The 25,970-nt window shown below is 61.2% G+C and carries 23 protein-coding genes; 11 read left to right on the forward strand and 12 right to left on the reverse strand.

Translation table 11 applies throughout. From position 1 onward, the window contains the following. Positions 1-28: 28 nt before the first annotated feature. Complete coding sequence (locus FBX99_RS19715) at positions 29-793, reverse strand: TOBE domain-containing protein (protein ID WP_145132598.1); 765 nt, start codon at positions 791-793, stop codon at positions 29-31. Positions 794-849: 56 nt separating this feature from the next. After that, entirely contained in the window at positions 850-1,590 is a 741-nt protein-coding gene (locus FBX99_RS19720) for a ComF family protein (protein WP_145132601.1), read from the reverse strand. A gap of 91 nt (positions 1,591-1,681) precedes the next feature. Between FBX99_RS19720 and bioB the strand changes: the two genes are divergently transcribed. The 11 genes from bioB (at position 1,682) to FBX99_RS19775 (ending at position 14,752) form a co-directional block, all read left to right on the forward strand. After that, complete coding sequence (gene bioB, locus FBX99_RS19725) at positions 1,682-2,737, forward strand: biotin synthase BioB (RefSeq protein WP_024779415.1); 1,056 nt, start codon at positions 1,682-1,684, stop codon at positions 2,735-2,737. A gap of 147 nt (positions 2,738-2,884) precedes the next feature. Next, positions 2,885-4,063: an 8-amino-7-oxononanoate synthase gene (gene bioF, locus FBX99_RS19730; protein WP_145132603.1), complete on the forward strand. Its 1,179-nt coding sequence runs from the start codon at positions 2,885-2,887 to the stop codon at positions 4,061-4,063. Beyond that, a complete protein-coding gene (locus FBX99_RS19735) occupies positions 4,056-4,787 on the forward strand; it encodes an alpha/beta fold hydrolase (RefSeq protein ID WP_144926538.1) in 732 nt (243 codons plus the stop codon). The genes bioF and FBX99_RS19735 overlap by 8 nt, the downstream gene beginning before the upstream one ends. Further along, positions 4,780-5,592, forward strand: a complete 813-nt coding sequence (gene bioC, locus FBX99_RS19740) for a malonyl-ACP O-methyltransferase BioC (RefSeq protein WP_144926541.1) — start codon at positions 4,780-4,782, stop codon at positions 5,590-5,592. The genes FBX99_RS19735 and bioC overlap by 8 nt, the downstream gene beginning before the upstream one ends. Beyond that, the gene (gene bioD / locus FBX99_RS19745) at positions 5,589-6,269 is read left to right on the forward strand and encodes a dethiobiotin synthase (RefSeq protein ID WP_144926544.1); all 681 of its coding nucleotides are present in this window, start codon (positions 5,589-5,591) and stop codon (positions 6,267-6,269) included. The genes bioC and bioD overlap by 4 nt, the downstream gene beginning before the upstream one ends. Positions 6,270-6,375: 106 nt before the next feature. Next, positions 6,376-6,672 (forward strand): pyrroloquinoline quinone biosynthesis protein PqqE, encoded by a 297-nt coding sequence (locus FBX99_RS19750; RefSeq protein ID WP_144926547.1) that lies wholly within the window; start codon positions 6,376-6,378, stop codon positions 6,670-6,672. 274 nt (positions 6,673-6,946) lie between these two features. Next, entirely contained in the window at positions 6,947-8,752 is a 1,806-nt protein-coding gene (locus FBX99_RS19755; protein ID WP_144926550.1) for a phenylacyl-CoA dehydrogenase, read from the forward strand. Positions 8,753-9,084: 332 nt separating this feature from the next. Continuing rightward, positions 9,085-10,374 (forward strand): diguanylate cyclase, encoded by a 1,290-nt coding sequence (locus FBX99_RS19760; RefSeq protein ID WP_145132605.1) that lies wholly within the window; start codon positions 9,085-9,087, stop codon positions 10,372-10,374. Between the two features lie 91 nt (positions 10,375-10,465). Continuing rightward, positions 10,466-12,262 carry an acyl-CoA dehydrogenase C-terminal domain-containing protein gene (locus FBX99_RS19765; RefSeq protein ID WP_144926556.1) on the forward strand — a complete coding sequence of 599 codons (1,797 nt, stop codon included), beginning with the start codon at positions 10,466-10,468 and terminating at the stop codon, positions 12,260-12,262. 223 nt (positions 12,263-12,485) lie between these two features. After that, complete coding sequence (locus tag FBX99_RS19770; protein ID WP_144926559.1) at positions 12,486-14,264, forward strand: acyl-CoA dehydrogenase C-terminal domain-containing protein; 1,779 nt, start codon at positions 12,486-12,488, stop codon at positions 14,262-14,264. Positions 14,265-14,593: 329 nt separating this feature from the next. Further along, positions 14,594-14,752, forward strand: coding sequence for a YqaE/Pmp3 family membrane protein (locus tag FBX99_RS19775; RefSeq protein WP_003177654.1), 159 nt, complete (start codon positions 14,594-14,596; stop codon positions 14,750-14,752). A gap of 122 nt (positions 14,753-14,874) precedes the next feature. Here the strand turns inward: FBX99_RS19775 and FBX99_RS19780 are convergent, their stop codons facing one another. From FBX99_RS19780 to FBX99_RS19830, 10 genes are all read right to left on the reverse strand, one after another. Beyond that, the gene (locus FBX99_RS19780; RefSeq protein ID WP_145132607.1) at positions 14,875-16,698 is read right to left on the reverse strand and encodes a S9 family peptidase; all 1,824 of its coding nucleotides are present in this window, start codon (positions 16,696-16,698) and stop codon (positions 14,875-14,877) included. Further along, on the reverse strand, positions 16,664-17,815 hold the full coding sequence (pqqE, locus tag FBX99_RS19785; RefSeq protein WP_144931532.1) for a pyrroloquinoline quinone biosynthesis protein PqqE: 1,152 nt from the start codon (positions 17,813-17,815) through the stop codon (positions 16,664-16,666). The genes FBX99_RS19780 and pqqE overlap by 35 nt, the downstream gene beginning before the upstream one ends. Further along, entirely contained in the window at positions 17,787-18,062 is a 276-nt protein-coding gene (gene pqqD / locus FBX99_RS19790) for a pyrroloquinoline quinone biosynthesis peptide chaperone PqqD (protein WP_144931534.1), read from the reverse strand. Before pqqD ends, pqqE begins: the two co-directional genes overlap by 29 nt. Then, positions 18,059-18,811, reverse strand: coding sequence for a pyrroloquinoline-quinone synthase PqqC (gene pqqC, locus FBX99_RS19795; RefSeq protein WP_139640633.1), 753 nt, complete (start codon positions 18,809-18,811; stop codon positions 18,059-18,061). Before pqqC ends, pqqD begins: the two co-directional genes overlap by 4 nt. 202 nt (positions 18,812-19,013) lie before the next feature. Then, positions 19,014-19,925: a pyrroloquinoline quinone biosynthesis protein PqqB gene (gene pqqB / locus FBX99_RS19800; RefSeq protein WP_145132609.1), complete on the reverse strand. Its 912-nt coding sequence runs from the start codon at positions 19,923-19,925 to the stop codon at positions 19,014-19,016. An 80-nt stretch (positions 19,926-20,005) separates the two neighbouring features. Next, entirely contained in the window at positions 20,006-20,080 is a 75-nt protein-coding gene (gene pqqA / locus FBX99_RS19805; protein ID WP_053156473.1) for a pyrroloquinoline quinone precursor peptide PqqA, read from the reverse strand. A 157-nt stretch (positions 20,081-20,237) separates the two neighbouring features. Beyond that, positions 20,238-22,670 (reverse strand): pyrroloquinoline quinone biosynthesis protein PqqF, encoded by a 2,433-nt coding sequence (gene pqqF / locus FBX99_RS19810; protein ID WP_145132611.1) that lies wholly within the window; start codon positions 22,668-22,670, stop codon positions 20,238-20,240. A 55-nt stretch (positions 22,671-22,725) separates the two neighbouring features. Continuing rightward, the gene (locus FBX99_RS19815; RefSeq protein ID WP_145132613.1) at positions 22,726-23,520 is read right to left on the reverse strand and encodes a carbon-nitrogen hydrolase family protein; all 795 of its coding nucleotides are present in this window, start codon (positions 23,518-23,520) and stop codon (positions 22,726-22,728) included. Between the two features lie 26 nt (positions 23,521-23,546). Further along, on the reverse strand, positions 23,547-25,229 hold the full coding sequence (locus tag FBX99_RS19820; RefSeq protein ID WP_145132615.1) for an NAD(P)/FAD-dependent oxidoreductase: 1,683 nt from the start codon (positions 25,227-25,229) through the stop codon (positions 23,547-23,549). Between the two features lie 279 nt (positions 25,230-25,508). After that, positions 25,509-25,970 carry an Lrp/AsnC family transcriptional regulator gene (locus tag FBX99_RS19830; RefSeq protein WP_144931543.1) on the reverse strand — a complete coding sequence of 154 codons (462 nt, stop codon included), beginning with the start codon at positions 25,968-25,970 and terminating at the stop codon, positions 25,509-25,511.

Below are 25,970 nucleotides of genomic sequence, written 5' to 3' on the forward strand. Positions count from 1 at the left end.
GGCCGATGAAGCTTTTGTTTCAGTGCGCTTATAGCGGGGTTCCGAGCAACACATTCGTTGCTGAAAACACCACTTGCACTGGTGAGCCGGTGTTCAGGTTGCGCGCTTGCAATTGGAATGGGTCGGCCAGGGCACAAAGGGTCTGGCCATTGGGCAAGCCGATGCGCACTTCGCTGGGGCCGTCGGTGGCCGTGGCGATATGCTCGATGACGCCTTGCAGAACATTCATCCCCGATGTTTCCAAGGGCCCGCTTGGAAACAGTTCCAGCCAGCCGGCCTTGATCAGCGCAACCACTTCGGTGCCGATAGCCAGCTCCAGGCGTACCGTGCTGTCGTGGGTTATCTGCGCATCGATGACCAGGCCACGGGCCAACTCCAGGCGCACCCGGTCGTTATGGCCCTGGGTTTCGATGCCGAGGACTTTGCCGTGCAGTTGATTGCGGGCGCTGGTGCGCAGCATCAGGCGACTCAGCAGGCCGAAGTCTCCGGCATCTTCGCTCGCTTCCAGCAACTGCGTCTGCAAGGCTTGCAAGCGCAGGTACAGGCGCAGCACACGCTGCCCTGCTTCCGACAGCCTGGCACCACCGCCGCCCTTGCCGCCGACGCTGCGCTCCACCAACGGTTGGTTCGCCAGGTTGTTCAACTCATCGATGGCGTCCCACGCCGCCTTATAGCTCAGGCCTGCGCTCTTGGCGGCACGGGTGATGGAGCCTTGCTCGGCGATGTGCTGTAACAGGGCGATGCGTTGCGGACGCCGGACGATATGCTGGGTCAGGAGCGTAGGTAATGACATGGTGGAAACTGCGCACAGGATGAATGAATGGACGTTGGCGCCTCGGCTCCCGCGCGTCAAGCCGGTTCACCGGGTTTTGGCGTGCGCGCCAGGCAATACACGTCGACCCGGGCGGCACCGCCATCGAGCAGCAATTGAGCCAGTGTCTGGGCCGTGGCCCCGGTGGTGAGCACATCGTCCACCAGGGCCAGGTGGCGGTTGCGCAGCGCTGCATCGGGCGCGAGAGCGAAGGCCTGGCGCAGATTCCGACGCCGAGCCCTGGCGTCGAGTGCCTGTTGCGCCGGGGTGTCGTGGATGCGCAGCAGCAGATGTTCTTCGCAGGGAAGCTGCAACGCAGCACCGAGCCAACGCGCCAGCAGGGTCGCCTGGTTGAACCCGCGCTGGCGCAGGCGTCGACCCGCCAGCGGCACCGGGACCAGCGCGTCGGGCCGTTCCAGGCCTTCATCGAATTGATGCTGCAGCGACTGCGCCAACAGTTCACCCATGAGGCGACCGAGGGGCCATTTTGCCTGGTGCTTGAAGCGGGTGATCAGGCTGTCCACCGGGAAATCGTAAGCCCAGGGCGCCAGGACCCGTTCGAAGGCCGGTGGTTGCGCAGCGCATTGCCCACAACGCAGCCCGGACATGGGCAGCGGCAGGGCACAGATGGCGCATTGATCACCGAGCCAGGGCAATTCACTTTCGCAAGGCGTGCAGATCGGCTGCTGTGTGTCGGTGACGTCACCACACAATAGACAAGATTGTTTGTTTTTTAACCAGATGTAAACTGACCCTTCGTATCGTGGTTGACAGCGCATGACTCTTCCTTAAATATGCCGAACATCCGTGTCGCGCCTGTGGGTATTGCGTGCCCCCAGTCGCCAGCCAAGCATAATCAAGGAAATACCCATGAGCGCCAGCACCACTGCCAACCTGCGTCATGACTGGTCTTTGGCCGAAGTCAAAGCACTCTTTGTCCAGCCGTTCAATGACCTGCTGTTCCAGGCGCAGACCGTGCACCGCGCGCATTTCGACGCCAACCGCGTCCAGGTTTCCACGCTGCTGTCGATCAAGACCGGTGCCTGCCCGGAAGATTGCAAATATTGTCCGCAGTCCGGCCACTACAACACCGGGCTGGACAAGGAAAAACTGCTGGAAGTGCAGAAGGTCCTCGAAGAGGCCGCGCGCGCCAAGGCCATCGGTTCGACCCGTTTCTGCATGGGCGCGGCATGGAAGCATCCATCGGCCAAGGACATGCCGTACGTGTTGGAAATGGTCAAAGGCGTGAAGGCCATGGGCCTGGAAACCTGCATGACCCTGGGGCGTCTCGACCAGGAGCAGACCGAGGCACTGGCCCAGGCCGGCCTGGATTACTACAACCATAACCTCGATACCTCGCCGGAGTTCTACGGCAGCATCATCACCACCCGGACCTACAGCGAGCGCCTGCAAACTCTGGCCTATGTGCGTGATTCCGGGATGAAGATCTGCTCCGGCGGCATCCTCGGCATGGGCGAGTCCCTGGACGACCGCGCCAACCTGCTGATCCAGCTGGCGAACCTGCCGGAGCATCCGGAGTCGGTGCCGATCAACATGCTGGTCAAGGTCGCCGGCACGCCGCTGGAAAATGCCGAGGACGTCGACCCGTTCGATTTCATCCGCATGCTCGCCGTGGCGCGGATCCTGATGCCCAAGTCCCATGTCCGTCTGTCCGCCGGTCGCGAGGCGATGAACGAACAGATGCAGGCCCTGGCGTTCCTGGCCGGCGCCAATTCGATTTTCTACGGTGACAAACTGCTGACTACCGCCAACCCGCAGGCCGATAAGGACATGCAATTGTTCGCACGCCTGGGCATCCAGCCCGAAGCCCGTGAAGAACATGCCGATGAGGTGCACCAGGCCGCGATTGAACAGGCGCTGGTGGAACAGAAGAGCAGCGAGCAGTTCTATAACGCGGCGGTGTAAGTCGACGCGGAGTTAAATGTGGGAGCGGGCTTGCTCGCGACTGCGGCGTGTCAGGCAACCTTGTTTCGCCTGACACGCCGCAGTCGCGAGCAAGCCCGCTCCCACAGGGAAAACCTTCAGTCTTTAAATAGCGTCACCGAGGCCAGCATGCCCTTCGATCTCGCCGCACGCCTGGCTGCCCGTCGTGCCGAAAATCTCTATCGCCAGCGTCCGCTGCTCGAAAGCCCACAGGGGCCGGAGGTGGTGGTGGATGGCCAACCGTTGCTGGCGTTCTGCAACAACGACTACCTGGGCCTGGCCAATCACCCGCAGGTGATCGAAGCCTGGCGTGCCGGGGCGGCTCGCTGGGGAGTGGGTGGCGGTGCTTCCCACTTGATGATCGGCCATAGCGGTCCGCATCACGCCCTGGAGGAAGCCCTTGCCGATCTCACCGGTCGTCCGCGGGCGCTGCTGTTTACCACCGGCTACATGGCCAACCTCGGTGCTGTGACCGCGCTGGTCGGGCAGGGCGATACGGTGCTGGAGGACCGGCTCAATCATGCGTCGTTGCTGGACGCCGGGCTATTGTCCGGCGCGCGTTTCAGCCGTTATCTGCACAACGATGCGCAAAGTCTGGCCAGCCGTCTGGAGAAGGCCACCGGTAATACCCTGGTGGTCACCGACGGGGTCTTCAGCATGGACGGCGACGTTGCCGATTTGCCGGCCCTGGTCCATGAAGCCAAGGCCAGGGGCGCTTGGCTGATGGTCGACGATGCCCACGGTTTCGGTCCGTTGGGCGCGAACGGAGGCGGTATCGTCGAGCACTTCGGTCTCAGCCAGGAAGACGTGCCGGTGCTGGTCGGCACACTGGGCAAGGCCTTTGGCACCGCTGGGGCTTTTGTGGCTGGTAGTGAAGAACTGATCGAGAGCCTCATCCAGTTTGCCCGCCCCTATATCTACACCACCAGTCAACCGCCGGCCCTGGCCTGCGCCACGCTCAAAAGTCTTGAGCTGCTGCGCAGCGAGCATTGGCGACGCGAGCATCTGCAGGTGTTGATCCGTCAGTTCCGCCATGGCGCGGAGCAGATCGGCCTGCAACTGATGGACAGCTTCACGCCGATCCAGCCGATTCTGATTGGTGACGCCGGTCGAGCGATGCGCCTGTCGCACATGCTGCGCGAACGAGGGCTGATGGTCACTGCAATACGGCCACCCACCGTGCCGGCCGGCAGCGCCCGTTTGCGCGTGACCCTGACGGCCGCCCACAGCGAGACCCAGGTGCAACTATTGTTGAATGCACTGGCCGAGTGTTTTGCCCGACTGGGACCGGAGGCAAGCCATGCGTGATCGATTGATATTGCTGCCCGGTTGGGGGCTGGGCGTTTCCCCGCTGGAGCCGTTGGCCGCTGCGCTGCACGGGCTCGATGAGCATCTGCGGGTGGAAATCGAACCGTTGCCGGCCCTGACCACGAGCGATCCCGAAGAATGGCTCGACGAACTGGACGCCTGCGTGCCCCAGGACGCCTGGTTGGGTGGCTGGTCCCTGGGCGGCATGCTGGCCTCGGAGTTGGCCGCGCGTCGGGGCGAGCGATGCTGTGGATTGTTGACCCTGGCGAGCAACGCAGCGTTTGTGGCCCATGAACAATGGCCGAGCGCGATGGCCGGTGATACGTTCGACGGCTTCCTCGCCGGCTGTGCCGCCGATCCACGCCAGACCCTCAAACGCTTCAGTTTATTGTGTGCCCAGGGTTGCAGCGATCCCCGCGGGTTGGCGAGGCTGCTGCTGGCCGGCGCACCGAACACTGCGCCGGAGGTGTCGATGGCGGGTCTGCAATTGCTGGCGCAGTTGGATACTCGTGCCGCTTTGCAGCGCTTCCGTGGTCCGCAACTGCATCTGTTTGCCGGGCTCGACGCCCTGGTGCCGGCCGAGGCCGCGAGTGAATTGCTGGCATTGTTGCCGGATGTCGAGATCGGCCTGATCGAACAGGCCGGTCATGGATTTCTCCTGGAAGACCCGCACGGCGTCGCGGGGGCGATCCAGGCCTTCTTGCATGAGTCCGGTGATGACTGATCTATCCCTTCCCAAATTGCCCGGCGCCTTGCCTGACAAGCGCCAGGTGGCGGCTTCGTTTTCCCGGGCGGCGGCCAGCTATGACAGCGTGGCCGAATTACAGCGCGACGTGGGCCAGCAGTTGCTGGCGCAGTTACCTGCCCCGTCCATGCCGGGACGCTGGATGGACGTGGGTTGCGGTACCGGTCACTTCACCCGGGCGCTGGGCGCGCGCTTCGGCATGGCGGGCGGCGTTGCGCTGGATATCGCTGAAGGGATGCTCAATCATGCCCGGCCTCAGGGCGGGGCTGCGTATTTCGTGGCCGGTGACGCGGAGCGCTTGCCTCTGCAAGCGTCGAGCTGCGACCTGGTGTTCTCCAGCCTTGCGGTGCAGTGGTGTGCGGATTTTCCCTCGGTGTTGAGTGAGGTGCATCGTGTACTGAAGCCGGGCGGGGTTTTTGCTTTCACCAGCCTCTGCATTGGTACGTTGTACGAATTGCGCGACAGCTGGCGCCAGGTAGACGGCCTGGTGCACGTCAACCGTTTTCGGGAGTTCGAAACCTATCGACAGCTGTGCATGGAAAGCGGGTTGAAGGTCGTCAGCCTCGAGAACCGTCCCCATGTGTTGTATTACCCGGACGTACGCAGCCTGACCCATGAATTGAAATCCCTTGGCGCCCATAATCTGAATCCCGGCCGCCCGGGTGGGTTGACCGGCAGAGCGAGGATCCTGGGGATGATGGAAGCCTATGAGCAATTTCGTCGGGCAGAAGGGTTGCCCGCGACCTATCAGGTGGTCTATGCCGTGCTGGAGAAATCCCTATGAGCCAGGCTTACTTCATCACCGGCACCGACACCGATGTGGGCAAGACCACTGTTGCGGCCGGCCTGCTACACGCAGCACGACAGGCCGGGATGAGCACCGCCGCCGGCAAGCCCGTGGCCTCGGGTTGCGAGGTCACGCCCAAAGGCCTGCGCAATGCTGACGCCCTGGCCCTGCTCGCGGAATGTTCGGTGCCACTGACGTATGCCCAGGTCAACCCGGTGGCGTTCGAACCGGCCATCGCACCGCATCTGGCGGCCCGGGAAGCCGGCGTGGCATTGACGGTGCAGTCGTTGTTGGGGCCGATGCGTGACGTACTGGCCCTGCAAGCCGATTTCACCTTGATTGAAGGCGCGGGCGGCTGGCGTGTTCCGTTGGCCGATCAGGACAATCTCTCGGATCTGGCAATGGCCTTGGGTCTGCCGGTGATCCTGGTGGTAGGGGTACGGCTGGGCTGTATCAGTCATGCGTTGCTCACCGCTGAAGCCGTCGCCCGGGACGGCCTGCAACTGGCCGGTTGGGTGGCGAATATCGTCGATCCCAAGACGTCGCGCCTGGAGGAAAACCTGGCCACGCTTGCCGAACGCCTTCCGGCACCGTGCCTGGGCCGGGTGCCACGAATCAAAGGCGTGACGGCGGAAACCGTGGCTGGGCACCTGCATCTGGACCTGCTGGATTAGGGTTTGCCTATAACAAGGCACTGTGCCATTAGTGTTTTTGTCGGGCCTTTTCCTATTGCTTCTGATTCAATGGCTCCGTCAGACCCTTCAAGAAACGAGCCTTGCCATGGAAATCTCAGGAAATACCGCATTCTATGCCGGTCTGAGCACTATTCAGACAGGCCAGAACCGCGTCGATCAGGCCTCCTCCCAGATCGCTAACAACACCATCGAGCGTGCGGTTACCAGCCAGTCGTCCGAAGTTCAGGTCGATCGCCTGCGGTCGGTGGATCGCAGCCAGCAATCGGACCTTGCCAGCAACATGGTTGAAATGGCCCAGGGCAAGTTCCAGGTACAGGCGGGCGTGAATGTGGCCAAGGCATCCGATGAGATGCTGGGTACGTTGATCGATACCTTCGCTTGATCTTGAATCTCCGATTTGCCAAAAACGCCGCGACTATTCGCGGCGTTTTCGTCTCTAACTCCTTCACGCTCAACTAATCTTTTCTTCACGCGCTGTGGGCGTACAGCGCGCAGGACGCACTTGTCTGACATTTTTCGATGTGACGATGACGAACGGCAAAAGATCGGCGCTTGACAAGATTTAGGCGTAAACGTATGTTTCAAACAACTGTTTGACCGTCACAATAAATCTACGCGGTCGTTCATCCCCGGTTACATCAGCAGAGGTTATCGCTATGCCTGACTACAAGGCCCCCTTGCGTGATATTCGCTTCGTTCGTGACGAACTGCTTGGCTATGAAGCGCATTATCAGAGCCTTCCGGCTTGCCAGGACGCAACTCCGGATATGGTTGACGCCATTCTCGAAGAAGGCGCCAAGTTTTGTGAGCAGGTGCTGGCTCCGCTGAACCGCGTGGGTGACACCGAAGGTTGCACGTGGAGCGAGTCCGGTGTGAAAACCCCGACCGGGTTCAAGGAAGCCTACAAGCAATTCGTCGAAGGTGGCTGGCCAAGCCTGGCCCATGACGTCGAGCATGGCGGCCAAGGCCTGCCGGAGTCGCTGGGCCTGGCGGTCAGCGAAATGGTTGGCGAAGCCAACTGGTCCTGGGGTATGTACCCGGGCCTGTCCCATGGCGCGATGAACACCATTTCCGAGCACGGTACGCCCGAGCAGCAAGAGGCTTACCTGACCAAGCTGGTATCCGGTGAATGGACCGGCACCATGTGCCTGACCGAACCCCACTGCGGTACCGACCTGGGCATGCTGCGCACCAAGGCCGAGCCACAGGCCGACGGTTCCTACAAGGTGACCGGCACCAAGATCTTCATTTCGGCCGGCGAACACGACATGGCCGACAACATCGTCCACATCGTGCTGGCACGCCTGCCGGACGCTCCGGCCGGTACCAAGGGCATTTCGCTGTTCATCGTGCCCAAGTTCCTGCCTGAGGCCGACGGCACCATCGGCCAGCGCAACGCGGTGAGCTGTGGTTCGATCGAACACAAGATGGGCATCCACGGCAACGCCACCTGCGTGATGAACTTCGACGCGGCCACCGGTTTCCTGATCGGCCCGGCGAACAAAGGCCTGAACTGCATGTTCACCTTCATGAACACCGCACGCCTGGGCACCGCCTTGCAAGGCCTGGCCCACGCTGAAATCGGTTTCCAGGGCGGCCTGAAGTACGCTCGTGACCGCCTGCAGATGCGCTCCCTGACTGGCCCGAAAGCGCCGGACAAGGCTGCCGACCCGATCATCGTGCATCCCGACGTGCGCCGCATGCTGCTGACCATGAAGGCCTTCGCCGAAGGTAACCGGGCAATGGTTTACTTCACTGCCAAGCAGGTCGACATCGTCAAGTATGGCGTCGATGAAGAAGAGAAGAAAAAGGCCGATGCGCTGTTGGCGTTCATGACGCCGATCGCCAAGGCGTTCATGACCGAAGTCGGCTTCGAATCGGCCAACCACGGCGTACAGATCTATGGCGGCCACGGCTTCATCGCCGAGTGGGGCATGGAGCAGAACGTTCGCGACAGCCGCATCTCGATGCTGTACGAAGGCACCACCGGCATCCAGGCTCTCGACCTGTTGGGCCGCAAAGTCTTGATGACCCAGGGCGAAGCGCTCAAGGGCTTCACCAAGATCGTCCACAAGTTCTGCCAGGGCAATGAAGGCAACGAAGCGGTCAAGGAGTTCGTTGGACCGTTGGCCGCGCTGAACAAGGAGTGGGGCGAGCTGACCATGAAGGTCGGCATGGCAGCCATGAAAGACCGCGAAGAAGTCGGCGCGGCCTCGGTGGACTACCTGATGTACTCCGGCTACGCCTGCCTGGCCTACTTCTGGGCCGACATGGCGCGTCTGGCGGCGGAAAAACTGGCTGCCGGCACCACCGAAGAAGCCTTCTATACCGCCAAGCTGCAGACGGCGCGTTTCTACTTCCAGCGCATCCTGCCGCGTACCCGTACCCACGTGGCTGCCATGTTGTCGGGTGCCAATAACCTGATGGACATGAAAGAAGAAGACTTCGCACTGGGTTACTAAGCCTCAGGCGGTTCGTCACCAAAGCCGCTGCCTCCTTCGGGACGCAGCGGCTTTTTCATGGCCGTCATACAAACTTGTGGGAGCGAGCCTGCTCGCGATGCTGTGTGTCAGTCGACAAAGATACTGTCTGATATACCGCTATCGCGAGCAGGCTCGCTCCCACAGGGTTACGCGGTGATTCTGAAACAATATTCATCCAACCGGCCCCTAAGAAAAAATCTCCTCCTGCCGTTACAGCGATGGCAGTGTGACATCTGTCACATCTCTCGTGCCTTATTGCCCTGATAGCAGGCACAATGCCATCTTTGATCAGCCGGGTTGGAGCTTTACCCTTGCCGCGTTCTTCCGCTGTACGTTTCAGTCATTTCCTACCTTCGCTGCTGCTGTTGCTGGCGGGGCTTGCGGCTGCCTACGTCAAGGATCTCAACGTCTTCTTCACCTCGTTGTTCAACGTTCTTCCTACCCTGGTGCTGCTGTTGGGCGGCGCGTACTGCGCGGTTTACCGACGCCAGCGCGAGCTGTTCTTGATGGTTACGGTGTACATCGGCTACTTCCTGTTGGACACCCAGACCGATTTCTACCGGGACAACGGCAGGGTGCGCGAAGACGCCGCCGTGGTGTTCCACCTCATCTGCCTGTTGCTGCCGCTGTTGTTCGGCTTGTTCGCGGCGTGGCAAGAGCGTACCCACCTGTTCCAGGACATGGTGGCGCGTTTTGCGGTGCTACTGGCTTTTGGCGGTGTAGCCCTGGCCTTGGAGCAGAGCTTTCCCCAAGCCTTGTTGCTGTGGCTTTCGGAGATCCGCTGGCCGGCGTTGCATGGTGCGTGGATGAGCCTGATCCAGTTGTCCTATCCGGTGTTCATCGGCGTATTCCTGTTGCTGTCATGGCAGTACTGGCGTAATCCCCGGCCCCTGCACGCCGCGCAATTGGTGGGCGTGCTGGGGCTGTTCTGGATGTTGCCGAAAACCTTCATCCTGCCATTCACCCTGAACATCATGTGCAGCCAGGTGATGCTGATGATCGCTGCGGCGGTTGCCCATGAGGCCTATCAGATGGCGTTTCGGGATGAGCTGACCGGCCTGCCGGGACGGCGGGCGCTGAATGAGCGCATGCAACGGCTGGGTCGCAACTATGTGCTGGCCATGAGCGATGTGGACCACTTCAAGAAATTCAACGACACCCACGGTCACGACGTGGGCGACCAAGTGCTGCGCCTGGTGGCCAGCAAACTGTCGAAGATCGGTGGCGGTGGTAGGGCTTATCGCTACGGTGGCGAGGAGTTTGCGTTGGTATTTGCAGGCAAAACCATCGATGAGTGTATGCCTCATCTTGAGGTCATCCGCCAGTCCATCGAGACGTACGTCATTCAACTGCGCAATCCCGACAGTCGCCCCCAGGATGACCAACAAGGCCGCCAGCGCCGCTCCGGGGCGGGTGCATCCAGCGTGTCGGTAACGGTCAGCATTGGCGTCGCGGAGCGCCTCGAGCAGCGTACGCCTGAAGAAGTCCTCAAGTCCGCCGACCAGGCCCTCTATAACGCCAAGGGCGCCGGACGCAACTGTGTGGTTGCCTTTGGTCAGAACCGCCGTGGCGCGGTGCGCATGGAAGCCGCCGCGGGTTGAGTGATGACGGCGCATTCAGCGTCTGGACTGTGATTGTGAGCCCCGGTGGCCGGCAGTAGGTTTGAACGATCTGCTACCGGAGAAAACCACCATGCCCGAGTACAAAGCTCCCCTGCGTGACATGCGCTTCCTGATCGACCACGTTTTCGATTTCCATGGCCGTTATGCCGAACTGGGGGCCAGCGATGCCAGTCCGGACATGGTCAACGCGATCCTCGAGGAAGGTGCACGCTTTTGTGAGAACGTACTGGCGCCGCTCAATCGTTCCGGCGACGAAGAGGGCTGTCATTTCGACAACGGTGTGGTGACCACGCCTACAGGTTTCAAAGAGGCTTTCGCACAGTACGTGGAGGGCGGCTGGCACGGGTTGGCCGCCGATCCGGCCTATGGCGGCCAAGGCCTGCCCGGTTCCCTGGGCCTGGTCATCAGCGAAATGATCGCCTCCAGCAACACGTCCTGGGGCATGTACCCGGGCCTGACCCACGGCGCCATGTCGGCCATTCAAGCCCACGGCACCGAAGAGCAGAAACAGACTTACCTGAGCAAGCTCACCGCCGGCCAATGGACCGGCACCATGTGCCTGACCGAAGCCCATTGCGGCACGGACCTGGGCATCATCAAGACCCGCGCCGCGCCCCAGGCCGACGGCAGCTACAGGATTTCCGGCAGCAAGATCTTCATTTCCGCCGGTGAACACGACATGAGTGAAAACATCGTTCACCTGGTGCTGGCCAAACTGCCGGACGCTCCCGCCGGCACCAAGGGCATCTCGCTGTTCATCGTGCCCAAGTTCCTGCCTGACGCCACGGGTGAGGCGGGAGAACGCAATGGCGTGACCTGCGGTTCGATCGAACACAAGATGGGCATCAAGGCTTCCGCCACCTGCGTGTTGAACTTCGACGACGCCAAGGGATTCCTGATCGGTGAGCCCAACAAGGGTCTGAATTGCATGTTCACCATGATGAATCATGCCCGGCTCGGCACCGGCATGCAGGGCTTGTGCCTGGGTGAGACGAGCTTCCAGGGCGCGATCAGATACGCCAACGACCGCTTGCAGATGCGCTCGCTTACCGGCCCCAAGGCACCGGAGAAAGTCGCGGACCCGATCATTGTCCATCCCGACGTGCGCAGGATGTTGCTGACCATGAAAGCCTTTAACGAAGGCAATCGGGCGTTGACCTACTTTACTGCGCAACTGCTGGACACGGCGCACCTGGGCGCCGCCGAAAGCGCCCGTCAGGAGGCTGAGGATCTGTTGGCCTTTCTCACTCCGATCTGCAAGGCCTTCATGACAGAGACAGGGCTTGAGGTGACGAATCATGGCATGCAGGTGTTTGGCGGCCATGGCTTCATCCGCGAATGGGGGATGGAACAGTTGGTGCGGGACTGCCGCATCGCGCCGATCTATGAAGGCACCAACGGTATCCAGGCACTGGATTTGTTAGGGCGCAAAGTGCTGGGCAGCCAGGGCAAGCTGCTGCGAGGGTTCACCAGGATCGTCCACACATTCTGCGCCACGAATACCGCGCACCCACAGCTCAAGGACTACGTCGCACAACTCGACGGGCTCAACCGGCAGTGGGGCGAACTGACCACCCGGGTCGGCATGGCCGCCATGAAAAATCCGGACGAAGTGGGCGCCGCTTCTGTGGATTATCTGATGTACAGCGGCTACATCATCCTGGCCTATCTGTGGCTGCGCATGGCATTGGTGGCCCAGGCGCAACTTGACAGTGGTAACGGCGATGCCGATTTCTGCCGAGGCAAACTGGCGACCTGCGAGTTCTACTTCAAGCGCCTGTTGCCGCGCACGGCTGCCCATCGGGCCGCCATCGAGGCGGGGAGTGATTGTCTGATGAGTTTGCCTGCCGAGCTGTTTGCCCTTTGATTTAGAGGGAGTGCCGACAAGGATCGCAGGCTTCGCCAGCTCTTACAGGGAATACGCATTTTCATGTAGGAGCTAACGAAGGCTGCAATCTTTTCTGGTGACTAAAAATAACAAAATAGTCATGGGTTGACCCTATGTGTCGCAAAAGTTGTTGAGGTACACTCCGACCATTGCAAAAACCGTTTTCCCACGGACCAACTGTTTAGATCCTACGAGGTTTGCCATGGCTGACTACAAAGCGCCCCTGCGCGATATGCGCTTCGTCCTCAATGAAGTGTTTGAGGTCGCGAAGCTCTGGGCCGAACTGCCGGCATTGGCCGAGACCGTCGACGCTGAAACCGTCGAAGCGATTCTGGAAGAAGCCGGTAAAGTCACCAGCAAAAGCATTGCGCCCCTCAGCCGTGCCGCTGACGAAGAAGGCTGCCATTGGGCGAACGGTGCCGTCACCACGCCGGCAGGTTTCCCACAGGCCTACCAGACTTACGCTGAAGGTGGTTGGGTCGGCGTTGGCGGCGACCCTGTCTACGGTGGCATGGGCATGCCCAAGGCTGTTTCGGCCCAGGTCGAGGAAATGGTCAACTCTGCCAGCCTGTCCTTCGGTCTGTACCCGATGCTGACCGCAGGGGCTTGCCTGTCGATCAATGCTCACGCCAGCGAAGAATTGAAAGCGGCGTACCTGCCGAACATGTACGCCGGCATCTGGGCGGGCTCCATGTGCCTGACCGAGCCCCATGCCGGTACGGATCTGGGGATCATTCGCACCAAGGCCGAACCCCAGGCCGACGGCTCCTACAAGGTCAGTGGTACCAAGATCTTCATCACCGGCGGCGAACACGATCTCACCGAGAACATCATTCATCTGGTGCTGGCAAAATTGCCGGATGCGCCGGCCGGCCCGAAAGGTATTTCGCTGTTCCTGGTACCCAAGTTCATGGTCAACGCCGACGGCAGCCTGGGTGCGCGCAACGCCGCCAATTGCGGGTCGATCGAACACAAGATGGGCATCCAGGCGTCTGCCACCTGCGTGATGAACTTCGACGAAGCCGTCGGTTATCTGGTCGGCGAGCCGAATAAAGGCCTGGCGGCGATGTTCACCATGATGAATTACGAACGCCTGGGTGTTGGTATCCAAGGTTTGGCGTCCGGTGAGCGCTCCTACCAGAACGCTATCGAATACGCCCGTGATCGCTTGCAGAGCCGTTCGCCTACCGGCGCGCAGAACAAGGACAAAGTCGCTGACCCGATCATCGTCCACCCCGATGTGCGGCGGATGTTGCTGACCATGAAAGCCTCGAACGAAGGCGGCCGGGCATTTTCCACCTATGTGGCGATGCAACTGGACACCGCCAAGTTCAGCGAAGATCCGGCCACCCGCAAGCGTGCCGAAGACCTGGTTGCGTTGCTGACGCCAGTGGCGAAGGCGTTCCTGACGGATCTGGGCCTGGAAACCACCGTGCATGGCCAGCAGATTTTCGGCGGCCACGGTTACATTCGCGAGTGGGGCCAGGAGCAGTTGGTGCGTGATGTGCGCATCACCCAGATCTACGAAGGCACCAACGGTATCCAGGCGCTGGACTTGGTAGGGCGCAAGATCGTCGGCAGTGGCGGCGCGTTCTACAAGCTGTTCGCCGACGAAATCCGCCACTTCACCGCCACCGCGAGCAGCGATCTGGCCGAGTTCACCAAGCCATTGAATGATGCCATCGGTACCTTGGATGAGCTGACCGACTGGGTGCTGGACCGGGCGAAAAGCAACCCGAACGAAATCGGCGCGGCTTCGGTGGAGTACCTGCAGGCGTTTGGTTATACCGCCTACGCCTATATGTGGGCGTTGATGGCCAAGGCGGCGCTGGGCAAGGAAAGCCAGGATGACTTCTACGCCAGCAAACTGGGGACTGCGCGGTTCTATTTCGCCCGCCTGCTGCCGCGAATCCATTCCTTGAGCGCTTCGGTGAAGGCAGGTAGTGAGTCGCTGTTCCTGCTGGATGCAGCGCAGTTCTGAAAACAGCGTAATGTAAGCAAATGCTTACATTACGTGATGCCGATTTCCCTCTATCGGTCAATTGGATCCAAGGCTAATCTACTTCACATGGACGTCGCGCAGGATGCGCAGAGCAACAACACGGACACGTAGGATTCCGCCAGGATGGCGGAGTGAAAGGGATATCAGGGAAACAGTCTGCAAAGCCCCGCTTCGGCGGGGTTTTCTTTTGCCTGCGTTTTTTGTTCCTGCCAGGCTTCGCACTCATCACTGATGGTTTGAACCCTGACGAGCGGTCACGGGTCAATGAGCTATGTGGCAATGTAGCCATCGTCCATCAGGAGCCCATCATGGATTTCATTCGCATCATCATCGCCATTCTGTTGCCGCCGCTGGGCGTGTTCCTGCAAGTCGGCTTCGGCGGGGCTTTCTGGTTGAATATTCTGCTGACATTGTTGGGTTACATCCCCGGCATCGTCCATGCGGTGTACATCATCGCCAAGCGCTGAGCATTGCAGCAAAACCCATGCGGGAGCGAGCCTGCTCGCGATAGCTGTCTGTCATCCAACATAGATGTCGATTGATCCACCGCTATCGCGAGCAAGCTCGCTCCCACAGGTTCTTAATTTCCTTACAGCTCCATCACCTTCCGATAGAACAACCACTCATGCTCCAGCGCATGGGCCTGGTTCGCCGCCTTGCGAAAGCCGTGGCGCTCATCCGGGTAGTAATGCGCTTCGACCGTCACGCCATTGTCCTCCAGCGCCCTGACCATGTCGCGGGTTTGCTGTGGCACGACCACGGCGTCCAGTTCGCCCTGAAAGAAAATCACCGGTGCGCGGATCTGGTCGGCATGCAGCAATGGAGTACGGGCGCGGTAACGCTCGACGTCCCGTTGCGGGTCGCCGATCAACCAATCCAGGTAATCGCTTTCAAACTTGTGCGTGGCGCGGCCCAGGGCGACCGGGTCGCTGACACCATAAAGGCTGGCGCCGGCACGAAATACATCGTGAAACGCCAGGGCGCAGAGGGTCGTGTAGCCACCGGCACTGCCGCCGCGAATGAATGCACAGCGGCCATCGATCAGGCCTTGTTTATCCAGATAGCCAACCACCGCGCAGGCATCCTCGACGTCTACCACGCCCCAGTTCAAATGCAGCGCTTGCCGATAGGTCCGGCCATAGCCGCTGCTGCCACGGTAATTCAGGTCCGCGACGGCAAAGCCGCGCTGAGTCCAGTACTGGATGCGCGGATCGAACAGGGGATAACAGGCCGAGGTGGGGCCGCCATGAATGAATACAACCAGTGGCGGCTTGGTTTCCGCTCCCATGGCTGGGTAAAAGAATCCATGGGCCATGCCCGAGGTCGACGGATAGTGCAGGGTCTGCGGGCGGCTGATCTGTTCGACGGGCAGAGGCGCGACGCCGCCGGCCAGGACCTGTGTGTCGTGGCTGTTGCGTTCAATCGCGATGACTGCGGATGGGCTGACCGGTGATGCGACGATGGCGTAAATGAACCGCTCGTCCAGCGCCAGGCTGCGAAAGCGGGTGTAGACGCCGGTGAAATCTTCCTGCCCAGCGTCCCCGCGGCACAGGCCAAGCCGCCCGGAACCCGCTTCGGTCCAGCTTGCCAGGTATGTCGTGCCATCCAACGGCAGCCAGGTACAACCACCGAGTTGCCAAGGTGCGGGAGCGTGATCGGCTTCAGCGCAGGGCAACGGTTGCAAGCCGTCGTTCGACTCAACCCACGGCTGCCAGTAGCCGCCGCGATCGCTCAGGCAGTACAAGCGGCTGGCATGATCGAAACGCGGCTGTTGGATGGATTCCTCTTCAGCGTTGCCCGCCACGCAGCGTGGTTCACCCCAACCGGAAGCGGTACGCTCGGCCAGCATCAATCGCGTGGCCGTCCACGGCTGATGCGGACGGCTCCACTCGATCCAGGCCAGCCGCTGGCCGTTGGGGCTCATAGTCGGCGCGGCATAGAAGTCAGCGCCTTCGGCCAATAAATGCCGCTGCCGATCTGCCAGGCCGATCGAGACCAGGCGATGCCGCTTGGCCTGTTCCTCCACTGCCAATACCTGGCCGGCGGCAAAACCGAGATCGCCGTATCGACAGTCGCCCGACGTCAGCGCCACGGGCGTCTCGCCGCTCAACAGTTGGTGGTACAGCTGCTGGTCCGTGTCGTTGACGAACAGCACGCCGTTATCACCCAGGCAGAACGATCCGCCGCCATATTCATAGACCCGGCTGCGCGCGCTGAAGCCCTCCGGGGTCAGGCAGCGGGCCTTGGCGTCTTGCCATTGCCAGATCCGGCAGGCCCCGTCTTCCGGGCGATATTCGTTCCAGAACAGGCCCCGTGGGCCGAGCTGCAACTCGGCGAAGTCGATCCCCGCCGCAACGGCCTGGGCGGCGCTGAAGGGGTCAGCTTTTGGCGATGAGGTGCGAGTTTCGTTCATTGCGGAAGGCCAGTTGCTCGATGGTCTGGGTGGCGTGCTCGGCTTCTTCCCGGGCCTTGAGGATTACCCCGTGATGTTCGGATTTGCTGCATACCGGGTCGGCGTTGCTGGCGTCGCCCGTGAGCATGAACGCCTGGCAGCGACAACCGCCGAAGTCCTGTTCCTTTTCATCGCAGGAGCGGCACGGCTCGGGCATCCAGTCATAACCGCGGAAGCGGTTGAAACCGAAGGAGTCGTACCAGATGTGCTGCATGCTGTGGTCGCGCACGTTGGGGAATTGCACCGGCAGCTGTCGGGCGCCGTGACAAGGCAATGCGGTACCGTCCGGCGTTACCGTCAGGAAAAGGCTGCCCCAGCCGTTCATGCAGGCCTTGGGACGTTCTTCATAGTAATCCGGGGTGACGAAGATCAGCTTGCACGGATGCCCCTGGGCTTCGAGCCTGGCGCGATACTCGTTGGTGATGCGTTCGGCACGTACCAGTTGCTCCCGGGTAGGCAGCAGCCCCACTCGGTTGAGCTGCGCCCAGCCGTAGAACTGGCAGGTGGCGAGTTCGACGAAATCGGCCTCAAGGGCTATGCACAGCTCGATGATGTGGTCGATCTTGTCGATGTTGTGCCGATGGGTGACGAAGTTGAGCACCATCGGGTAGCCGTGGGCCTTCACCGCCCGGGCCATTTCCAGTTTCTGTGTGAAGGCTTTCTTCGAGCCGGCCAGCAGGTTGTTCACCTGCTCGTCGCTGGCCTGGAAACTGATCTGGATATGATCCAGGCCGGCCTTCTTGAAGTCGCTGATTTTCTGTTCGGTCAAACCGATGCCGGAGGTGATCAGGTTGGTGTAGAAACCCAGCTTGCGCGCCTCGCCGATCAGTTCGGCGAGGTCTTGGCGCACCAGCGGTTCGCCACCGGAAAAGCCCAGCTGCGCGGCGCCCATTTCCCTGGCTTCGCGAAAGACCTTGAACCACTGCTCGGTGCTCAGTTCCTTGCCCTGCTCGGCAAAGTCCAGCGGGTTGGAGCAGTAGGGGCATTGCAGCGGGCAACGATAGGTCAGCTCCGCCAGCAACCACAGCGGCAAGCCGATCGCTGGCTGGTCAGGCAAGTTCGATCCAGTGCTCTGCACGGGCGACCTCCATGAATTGCTCGATGTCATCACCGAGTTCGGGCACGTCGGGAAACTGCTTGGCCAGCTCGTCGATGATGGCTGCGACGTCACGCACACCGTCGATCAGGCCGCCGATCAGCGCAGCGCTGTCGTTGAGCTTGATCATGCCTTCAGGATAGAGCAACACATGACCTTTCTGCGCCGGTTCGTACTGGAAGCGATAGCCGGGGCGCCAGCGAGGGGTTTTGCTGCGGTCGAAACTCATAAAGGGATTCCTTTGTGCCAAACCCGTTGTCCGGTCACGCTGTGGTAGGGCGGGCGGTTCAATTCGTAGGCCATGCTCATCGCGTCGAGCATGCTCCAGAGGATGTCCAGTTTGAACTGGAGAATCTCCAGCATGCGCTCCTGGCCCGCGCGGGTGGTGTAATGCTGCAAGGTAATCGCCAGGCCATGTTCCACGTCACGGCGGGCCTGCCCCAGGCGGGTGCGAAAGTATTCATAGCCGGCCGGGTCGATCCACGGGTAATGCTGGGGCCAGCTGTCCAGGCGCGACTGGTGGATTTGTGGAGCGAACAGTTCGGTCAGCGAGCTGCTGGCGGCCTCTTGCCAACTGGCCCGGCGAGCGAAGTTGACATAGGCGTCCACCGCGAAGCGTACCCCCGGCAACACCAGCTCCTGGGAGCGCAGTTGATCGGGATCCAGGCCCACCGCCTGGCCTAGCCGTAGCCAGGCTTCGATGCCGCCGTCTTCGCCGGGCGCGCCATCATGGTCGAGCAGGCGCTGGATCCACTCGCGACGGATTTCCCGGTCCGGGCAGTTGGCCAGGATCGCGGCGTCCTTGAGGGGGATATTCACTTGATAGTAGAAGCGGTTCGCGACCCAGCCCTGGATCTGCTCGCGAGTGGCACGGCCTTCATACATCGCCACGTGATACGGGTGGTGGATGTGGTAATACGCGCCCTTGGCACGCAGGGCCGCTTCGAACTCGGCGGGGGACAGGGGGGTATCAGTCATTGCGGTTCTCCGGGCAATTCCCGTGGGTTCTGTGGGGCCAGGGCCGGCCCCATCGCGAGCAGGCTCGCTCCCACATGGGTTTTGTAGTGCATGAAATATCCGATGTCACTCAAGCCTCTGTGGGAGCGAGCCTGCTCGCGATGAGGCCGGCCCAGCCAACATCAACATTGCCTGGCCCACCCCCACATTCATCCCACCCTCCCTATAACTCAATACTCATTCCGTCGTAGGCCACTTCAATCTTTCGGCGTACAAGTTCGGCCCGTTCCGGTGAGTCTTCATCAAGAATCGGATTGGTATTGTTGATATGGATAAGCACCTTGCGTGGCCCGGGCAGTTGCTCCAGCACTTCCAGCATACCGCCGGGACCGTTCTGCGCCAGGTGGCCCATTTCCCGGCCTGTCCGGGTGCCAACGCCACGGCGCTGCATTTCATCGTCGTCCCACATCGTGCCGTCCACCAGCAGGCAATCGCTGCCGGCCATGATCTCCAGTAACGGACCATCGACCTGGCCCAGGCCTGGGGCATAGAACAGTTTGCCGCCCGTGCGCAGGTCTTCGACGATCAGCCCGATGTTGTCGCCCGGGTGCGGGTCGAAGCGATGGGGTGAATAGGGCGGTGCGGCGCTGCGCAGGGGCAGCGGCGTGAAGCGCAGGTTCGGGCAGGCCTGAACGGTAAAGCTCTGGTCGAGTTCAATGCGATTCCAGCTCAGCCCGCCGTTCCAGTGGGTCAGCATATTGAACAGCGGAAAGCCCGTGCTCAGGTCTTCATGGACCATGTCAGTGCACCAGACTTGATGCGGGCAGCCTTCGCGCAGGCTGAGCAGGCCGGTGGTGTGGTCGATCTGGCTGTCCATCAGGATGATGGCGCCGATGCCGGTGTCCCGCAGGGCTCGGCCCGGCTGCATCGGAGCGAAGCTCTGGAGCTGGGCACGGATGTCCGGAGAGGCGTTGCACAGTACCCAGCTCACACCGTCATCGGAAATCGCGATGGATGACTGAGTGCGCGCCTGGGCCCGCAGGCTGCCGTTGCGAAAGCCGGCGCAATTGGCGCAATTGCAGTTCCATTGAGGGAAACCGCCGCCGGCGGCGGAACCTAGAATCTGGACGAACATGGCCGCTCCATCTGCAAACCGAAATAAAAAACGCCCCGGGTGACCGAGGCGTTTGCTGCGCGTTCAACCGACTGCAGCAATCAACGGTTGGCGAAGTACATGGTGACTTCGAAACCGATACGCAGGTCGATATATGCGGGTTTGGACCAGGACATGGAAATACTCCTTTGGTTGGGGTGGGACGGTTCGGATCTATACATATAGTCCACCTCCGCTCGGAGATGTTCAGATGCTTAGGCAGCTATGTTACTAAATTAAACAATTTAGTACGCCTCGATTCTCCGAGAAAGCTCGTTGCAGACGCTGTAACGATCATTTCGGCAGGTACCGATGTGTGTCCGGGCAAGCGCCGTTGCTCAGGCAATATCGGCCACCTTCGGCGTCGAGCAGGCGGCGGGCGGCATCGAGCAATTGCGCGCGATTCAACCCTGCGATTGCATCGCTGAGTTGCTCAAGGTAATCCGACGGCCGGCCGGCCAGCTTGCCCTGCCAAAGCAGCTCGGCCGCTTGGGCGCAGGGCAGAGCATCGCTGTGGAACTGGGACGCGAGTGTCCGTTGTTGGCCTAGCAAGGTCGAATCGTCGATCTGTCGGATCAACTCTGGTAATCCCATCAGGAACACGTCGATGTGGCTGATCAACCCAGCCGCTGAGGCACTGGGGGATTGGGCACCGAACAGCAGGCCGGCCTGCCCGTTGATCTGTCTCAATCCGCTGAACACCGCGTAGCCCAACTGCAACTCGACCCGCAGGCGTTGGTAGAACGGCGTTTGACACAACTGTGCCAGTAACCGCCAAGCGGCCTCGTCGGACAACGCCAGGGTGGGCGTCGGACAAAACAGCAACACGGCCTGTTCGTCGCCCTGGCTTGGCAACGTGTACCAGATGCGCTGCGCCAGGAGTGGCACCGGTTCGACGGGCTGGCCGGCGATGCCAGGCACCCTGGCCAGGGCAGGGCCGATGATGCCCTGGGTCGTTTCAGAAAGGCCGATGGCCAGGCCGTCCCACTCGGCGCTTGCCCACAGGTTTTGGTCGCTGTCGGGCTTCGACAGCGTTTCCGGTGGAGACGACGGCCGGCAATGGTCCGCCAGCGCCTTCAACAAATGTCGAATCGGTATCAGCGGCGCTTCGTTTACAGCATTGGGCAGCGGCTCTCCCAACTTTTTTAGAACCTGTTCGAGCACCAACGGCATCGGTGCCTGCAAACCGACCAGCTTCAGCAGGCATTGGCCTTCGGTGGCTTCCACAGTGACCTCCACCCCGGCCTGCCGGGCCTCTTCTCGCAAATCCTGCAGGTGCCGTTCCAGCCTGGCTTGAAGGTCATGCGGTGGCTGAGCTGACAGACGCCAGCGCAGGTATACCACGCCTTCGTGGCTGTTATCCGTCAGCCCCTGCCTGAACTGTATGGGCGAGCGGTCCCGCCGCCCCCGGGAGCGATCCTGAGCGAAGGTTCGCAAACCGCGATGGGCGCTCCTCTGGCCGCGTATCAGTCCGGCGCGGGGTGGCTCGGCAGCCGTTTGCAGGAACGGGTTGGGTGCGGGCAACTGCCATGCTTCGGTGAAGTGAGACGCCGGTTGCAACTGCCTGAGGATTTCCCTGAGCCGCACGAGATCGTTCTCCGACAGGGAGGCTCCCCGTCCTTCATTGTCCGAGCGAGCCAGTTGCAGCGCCGATCCTGTGATCTGCCGGCAGTGGAACATGGCGACCGACTCCTTGCGCAAGGACGTCCAGTCGTCCTGGGCGGCAAAAAATCCCAACCAGTCGTGCAGCAACGGCTCTATTTCGTCCTGCCGTTGAGGCTCATCGAGCTTGAGTTCAATGTGCAGCAGCGCCTGTCCGGCAAATTCATACAGTGGCGTGGCGTTGAGGCTGTCAACCAGCCCACGTTGGCGCAAGGTGGCCAACAAGCCGCCGTGTTTGCCGGTGTTCAGCCAGGTGCAGAGAAAATCCAGGGCCTGGGGCGAAGCGTCGGGCAGGTCTTCGAACGCGAATAGCAGATCGAGGCGACCGTCGCTGACCTGTTGATAACCTGCATCGGACGACTCCATCAGTCTCGGTGGTGACTGCCGGGCAGCTATGTCGCCGGCAGGCAAGCCGTTGCCGAATGATTCTGCCAGTGCGCCCAGCTCATCAACGCCTTGCGGGCCAGCCAGGCTCAGGGTCATTTGACCGCTGTGGTAGAACCGTCGGTAAAAATCCCGCAGTGCCGTCTGGAATTCGGGCTGCTCCACCGCCAGGCTGTCACGGTTACCCGCGTGAAAACCCCTTAGCGGATGGGCTGTCGAGAGGCCATCAATCAGGGCAACCTGGCGCTGGGCCGCCGCGTCCTGGGACCAGGCGATGAACTCTGCCTGCAACACTTCCCGCTCCCGCAACTGATCGTCTTCGTCGAGGCGCGGATGGGCAAGCATGTCCTGCAGACGCTCCAGTCCGCCGGCGAAGGCAACGGGCGGCAACTCGATGAAAAAGTCTGTGGTGCGTTCGCTGGTCCGCGCGTTGACTTGGCCGCCATGCCGTTGCACGTAGGCCATCAAATGTTCTCCCGTGGGAAAACGCTCAGTTCCAAGGAAGAAAAGGTGTTCGAGGAAATGTGCCATGCCCGGCCAGGCCAGCGGCGCATCATGGCTGCCAGCGGCCACCCGCAGCACGGCTGCGCTGCGTTTGAGGCCGGATGCATGACGCAATGTCACCCTCAGGCCGTTGGCCAGGGTTTCGGTAGAGGGGAGGAGGGAGTCGGGGGCCGGCATGAGCGCTTCCAAGGCAGAGATGCGCTCATGCTAGCGGATTGGAGGATGTTCTCAATCAGTGCTTGCGCAAGTCGCCGTAAAGCGCAGGGCGGCGGTCATGCAGGTAGTTGTAGGCTGCCCGGGAGTCGTCCATCAACTGACGGTCCAGTTCACCCACGATCAAGGCTTCATCCAGTCCCGCAAGGGCGGGGCGGCTGCCGTCCGGCGCGGCAATGCTGCTCTGGCCGCAATACTGCAATTCACCTTCATGGCCGCAGTAATTGGCGTAGGCCACGAAGCACTGGTTCTCGATAGCCCGGGCGCGCACCGTAACGTCGGCAATGAACTCATAGGGCTGCATGTTGGCGGTTGGCACCAGGATCAGTTCGGCGCCGGCCAGGGCCAGGCGTCGGGCGTTCTCCGGGAACTCCAGGTCGTAGCAGATCAGGAAGCCGAGCTTCCAGCCGTTGAGGCTCACGATCGGCAATGAGTCGTCGCCCGCACTGAACATCGCATGATCGAGGTCACCGAACAGATGGCTCTTGCGATAGTTGGCCAGGCGCTCGCCCTGGGCGTCGATCAACTGGACCGAGTTGTAGATCTGCCCATCCTCGTTGCGCTCAGGGTAGCCATAGAGAATCGCCAGGCCGGCGGCCTTGGCAATGCGGCCGATCTGCTGCGCCCATTCACCGTTGTAGACCTCGGCCAATACATTCACCGCGTCGACGCCGATGTTGTAGCCAGTCATGAACATCTCTGGCAGCACCAGCACATCGGCGCCCCTGGCCTCCAGCGCTACCTGATGCAGGCGTTGCAGATTGGCGACCGGATCCAGTGGCAGCGGTGGGCATTGATAGAGGGCTACGCGCATCGACAACTCCTTTTATTCGGGCCGTTTCATTCAGGCAATGCGATCGGACCGATCTCGTTGAATACATCACCTGGACCCGGGTTCTCGGCGTGAGTTTCACCGCCGAAGTGCTTCATGATTCCCCACACGGCATTGAGTGAGGTCTGCACCGCGCCTTCAACCCAGGCCGGTGTCCATGAGACGTCATCGCCAGCGATAAAGATCCCTCTTTGTTCTGCCGGCATGTCGTCTTGCATGAAGTGTGCATACATGCGCTGGTTGTAGCGATAGTGACCCGGCAAGGCTCCCTTGAAGGCGCCGAGGAAGTGCGGGTCGGCTTCCCAGGAAACGGTGATCGGATCGCCGATGATCCGGGCGGCAATGTCCACCTTGGGGTAGATCTTCTTCAGGGCATCGAGGGCCAGTTTCACGCGTTTTTCCACGGGATGGGGCAGCATTTTCAGGGCATCGCTCATCCAGGAGTACGACAGGCAGATGACGCCTGGCTTGTCATCGCCGTTGTCGAACAGGTAGGTGCCGCGTGTGAGGCGGTCGGTGAGGGTCATGCTCATCAGGTCGCGGCCGGTTTCCGGGTCTTTGTCTTTCCAGAACGGGCGGTCGACCATGACAAAGGTCTTCGATGATTGCATGTAGCGAGTGCGGTCCAGGGCCATCCACATCTTTTGCGAGAACAGCGCCTCTTCACATTCGATCTGGGTGGTCAGCAGCCAGCTCTGGCAGGTGACCAGCACCGCGGCGTATTCCCGGGTGTCGCCCCAGACATCCGTCACGCTGAACCGGCCATCCTCGGCGCGAGCGATGCGTTTCACACCACTGCGGGGCGCGCCCAGGTGCAGCGAACTCAGGCTGGTGCCTTTCGGCCAGTGTGCACAGCGTTCCGGCACGTGTTTCCAGATGCCGTGGGGCACCTGTTCGACGCCGCCCACCACCAGGTGCTGGTGATCGTCGCAGTTGGTCATCACCACGCGGAAGATTTCCAGCATCGAGTTGGGGAAGTCCGAATCCCAGCCACCGGTGCCGAAGCCGACCTGGCCGAATACTTCACGATGCTGGAACGAAAGTTTGGCGAATGCCTTGGAGGTGGCGACGAAATCATAGAAGGTGCGGTCGTCCCACAGCGGCACCAACGTGTTCCACAGCTCCTTGAGGCGCGACACGTCACGGTCGCGAATCGCCTGCTGGATCTCGCTGAAGCGTGAGCCGTCCTCCAGCGCATCGGTCCAGGCGTCGGCCACTTCCTGGAACAACGCGGGAAGGTCCGCCAATTTCTGCGCGTAGAAAGTCTGCCCCTCCAGGTCGATGACGGTGCTGCCAGAAGCCGGGGTCAACGGGTTGGGAAACGGCTTGGTTTCCAGTCCGAGCTTGTCGACGTAGTGGTAGAACGCCGTGGACGACACCGGGAAGCGCATGCCCCCCAATTCGGCAACAATGCCTTCGGCACCATTGAACGCCTGGGAGCGCAACCGCCCGCCCATTTTCGACGCCTCGTAGACTACCGGCTTGAGGCCCAGCTTCATCAACTCGTACGCTGCCACCAGGCCAGAGATCCCAGCCCCGACGACCGCCACCTCCGCTCCGAGGTTGTCAGCCGGAATACTGCCCAGGCCGGCCGGATGCTCGATCCAGTCGTCGAAGGCGAAAGGAAAGTCCGGCCCGAAAATGGTGATGGGCTTCTTACCGTCTGCTGGATGGCGATTGTGCTTGTTCATGGCTGACCTTGTGGGGCGACCCGACGCTGGCTCGCGTCTGAGTATAGGAAAGATGCCGGCCATTCTAGAGAGCGTGGAACACGTTAATAAGACGCAATGTGTCGTCGTTTTGGTTTGCCTGGATTCATTATGAAGTGCGCACAAGACAAAGTGACGAAGTGCAGTCCCCGTGGGAGCGAGCCTGCTCGCGGTAGCGTCAGTCCAGTCAACATCTATCTGGACTGACACTGCGCAATCGCGAGCAGGCTCGCTCCCACATTGACTCGGCTGACACAGGCCCTAGACCGGCTGCCCTCGATCGATCTTGCTGCTGAGAATGATCGAGGTGGTTGTCTTCTCCACGCCATCCACGCTGCCGATCTGGTCCAGCAACTGGTCCAGCTGTTCCGGTGAGTCGGTGCGCAGCCAGGCCACGTAATCGAATTCGCCACTGACCGCGCATAACTGCTGGACCTGGGCCATGGCGCTCAGGCGCCGCAACACGTCCTTGCCGGAGCGCGGTTGGACCTTGATGCCGACGTAAGCCTGCAGGCCGCCATCGACCACCCGTTGTCCAAGGCGCACGCCATAGCCGGTAATCACCTTGGTTTTTTCCAGCCGGGCCAGCCGCGAGGTCACGGTCGTCCGGGCGATGCCCAGTTGCCGGGCGAGCATGGCGACGCTTTCCCGGGCATTGATTTGCAGGGCGGCGATCAGTTGACGGTCGATTTCGTCGAGGACGGGAGGGCGGGTGTCAGACAA

Origin of the sequence: Pseudomonas sp. SJZ074 (genome assembly GCF_007828215.1) — a bacterium.
In the GTDB taxonomy this organism is placed as follows: domain Bacteria; phylum Pseudomonadota; class Gammaproteobacteria; order Pseudomonadales; family Pseudomonadaceae; genus Aquipseudomonas.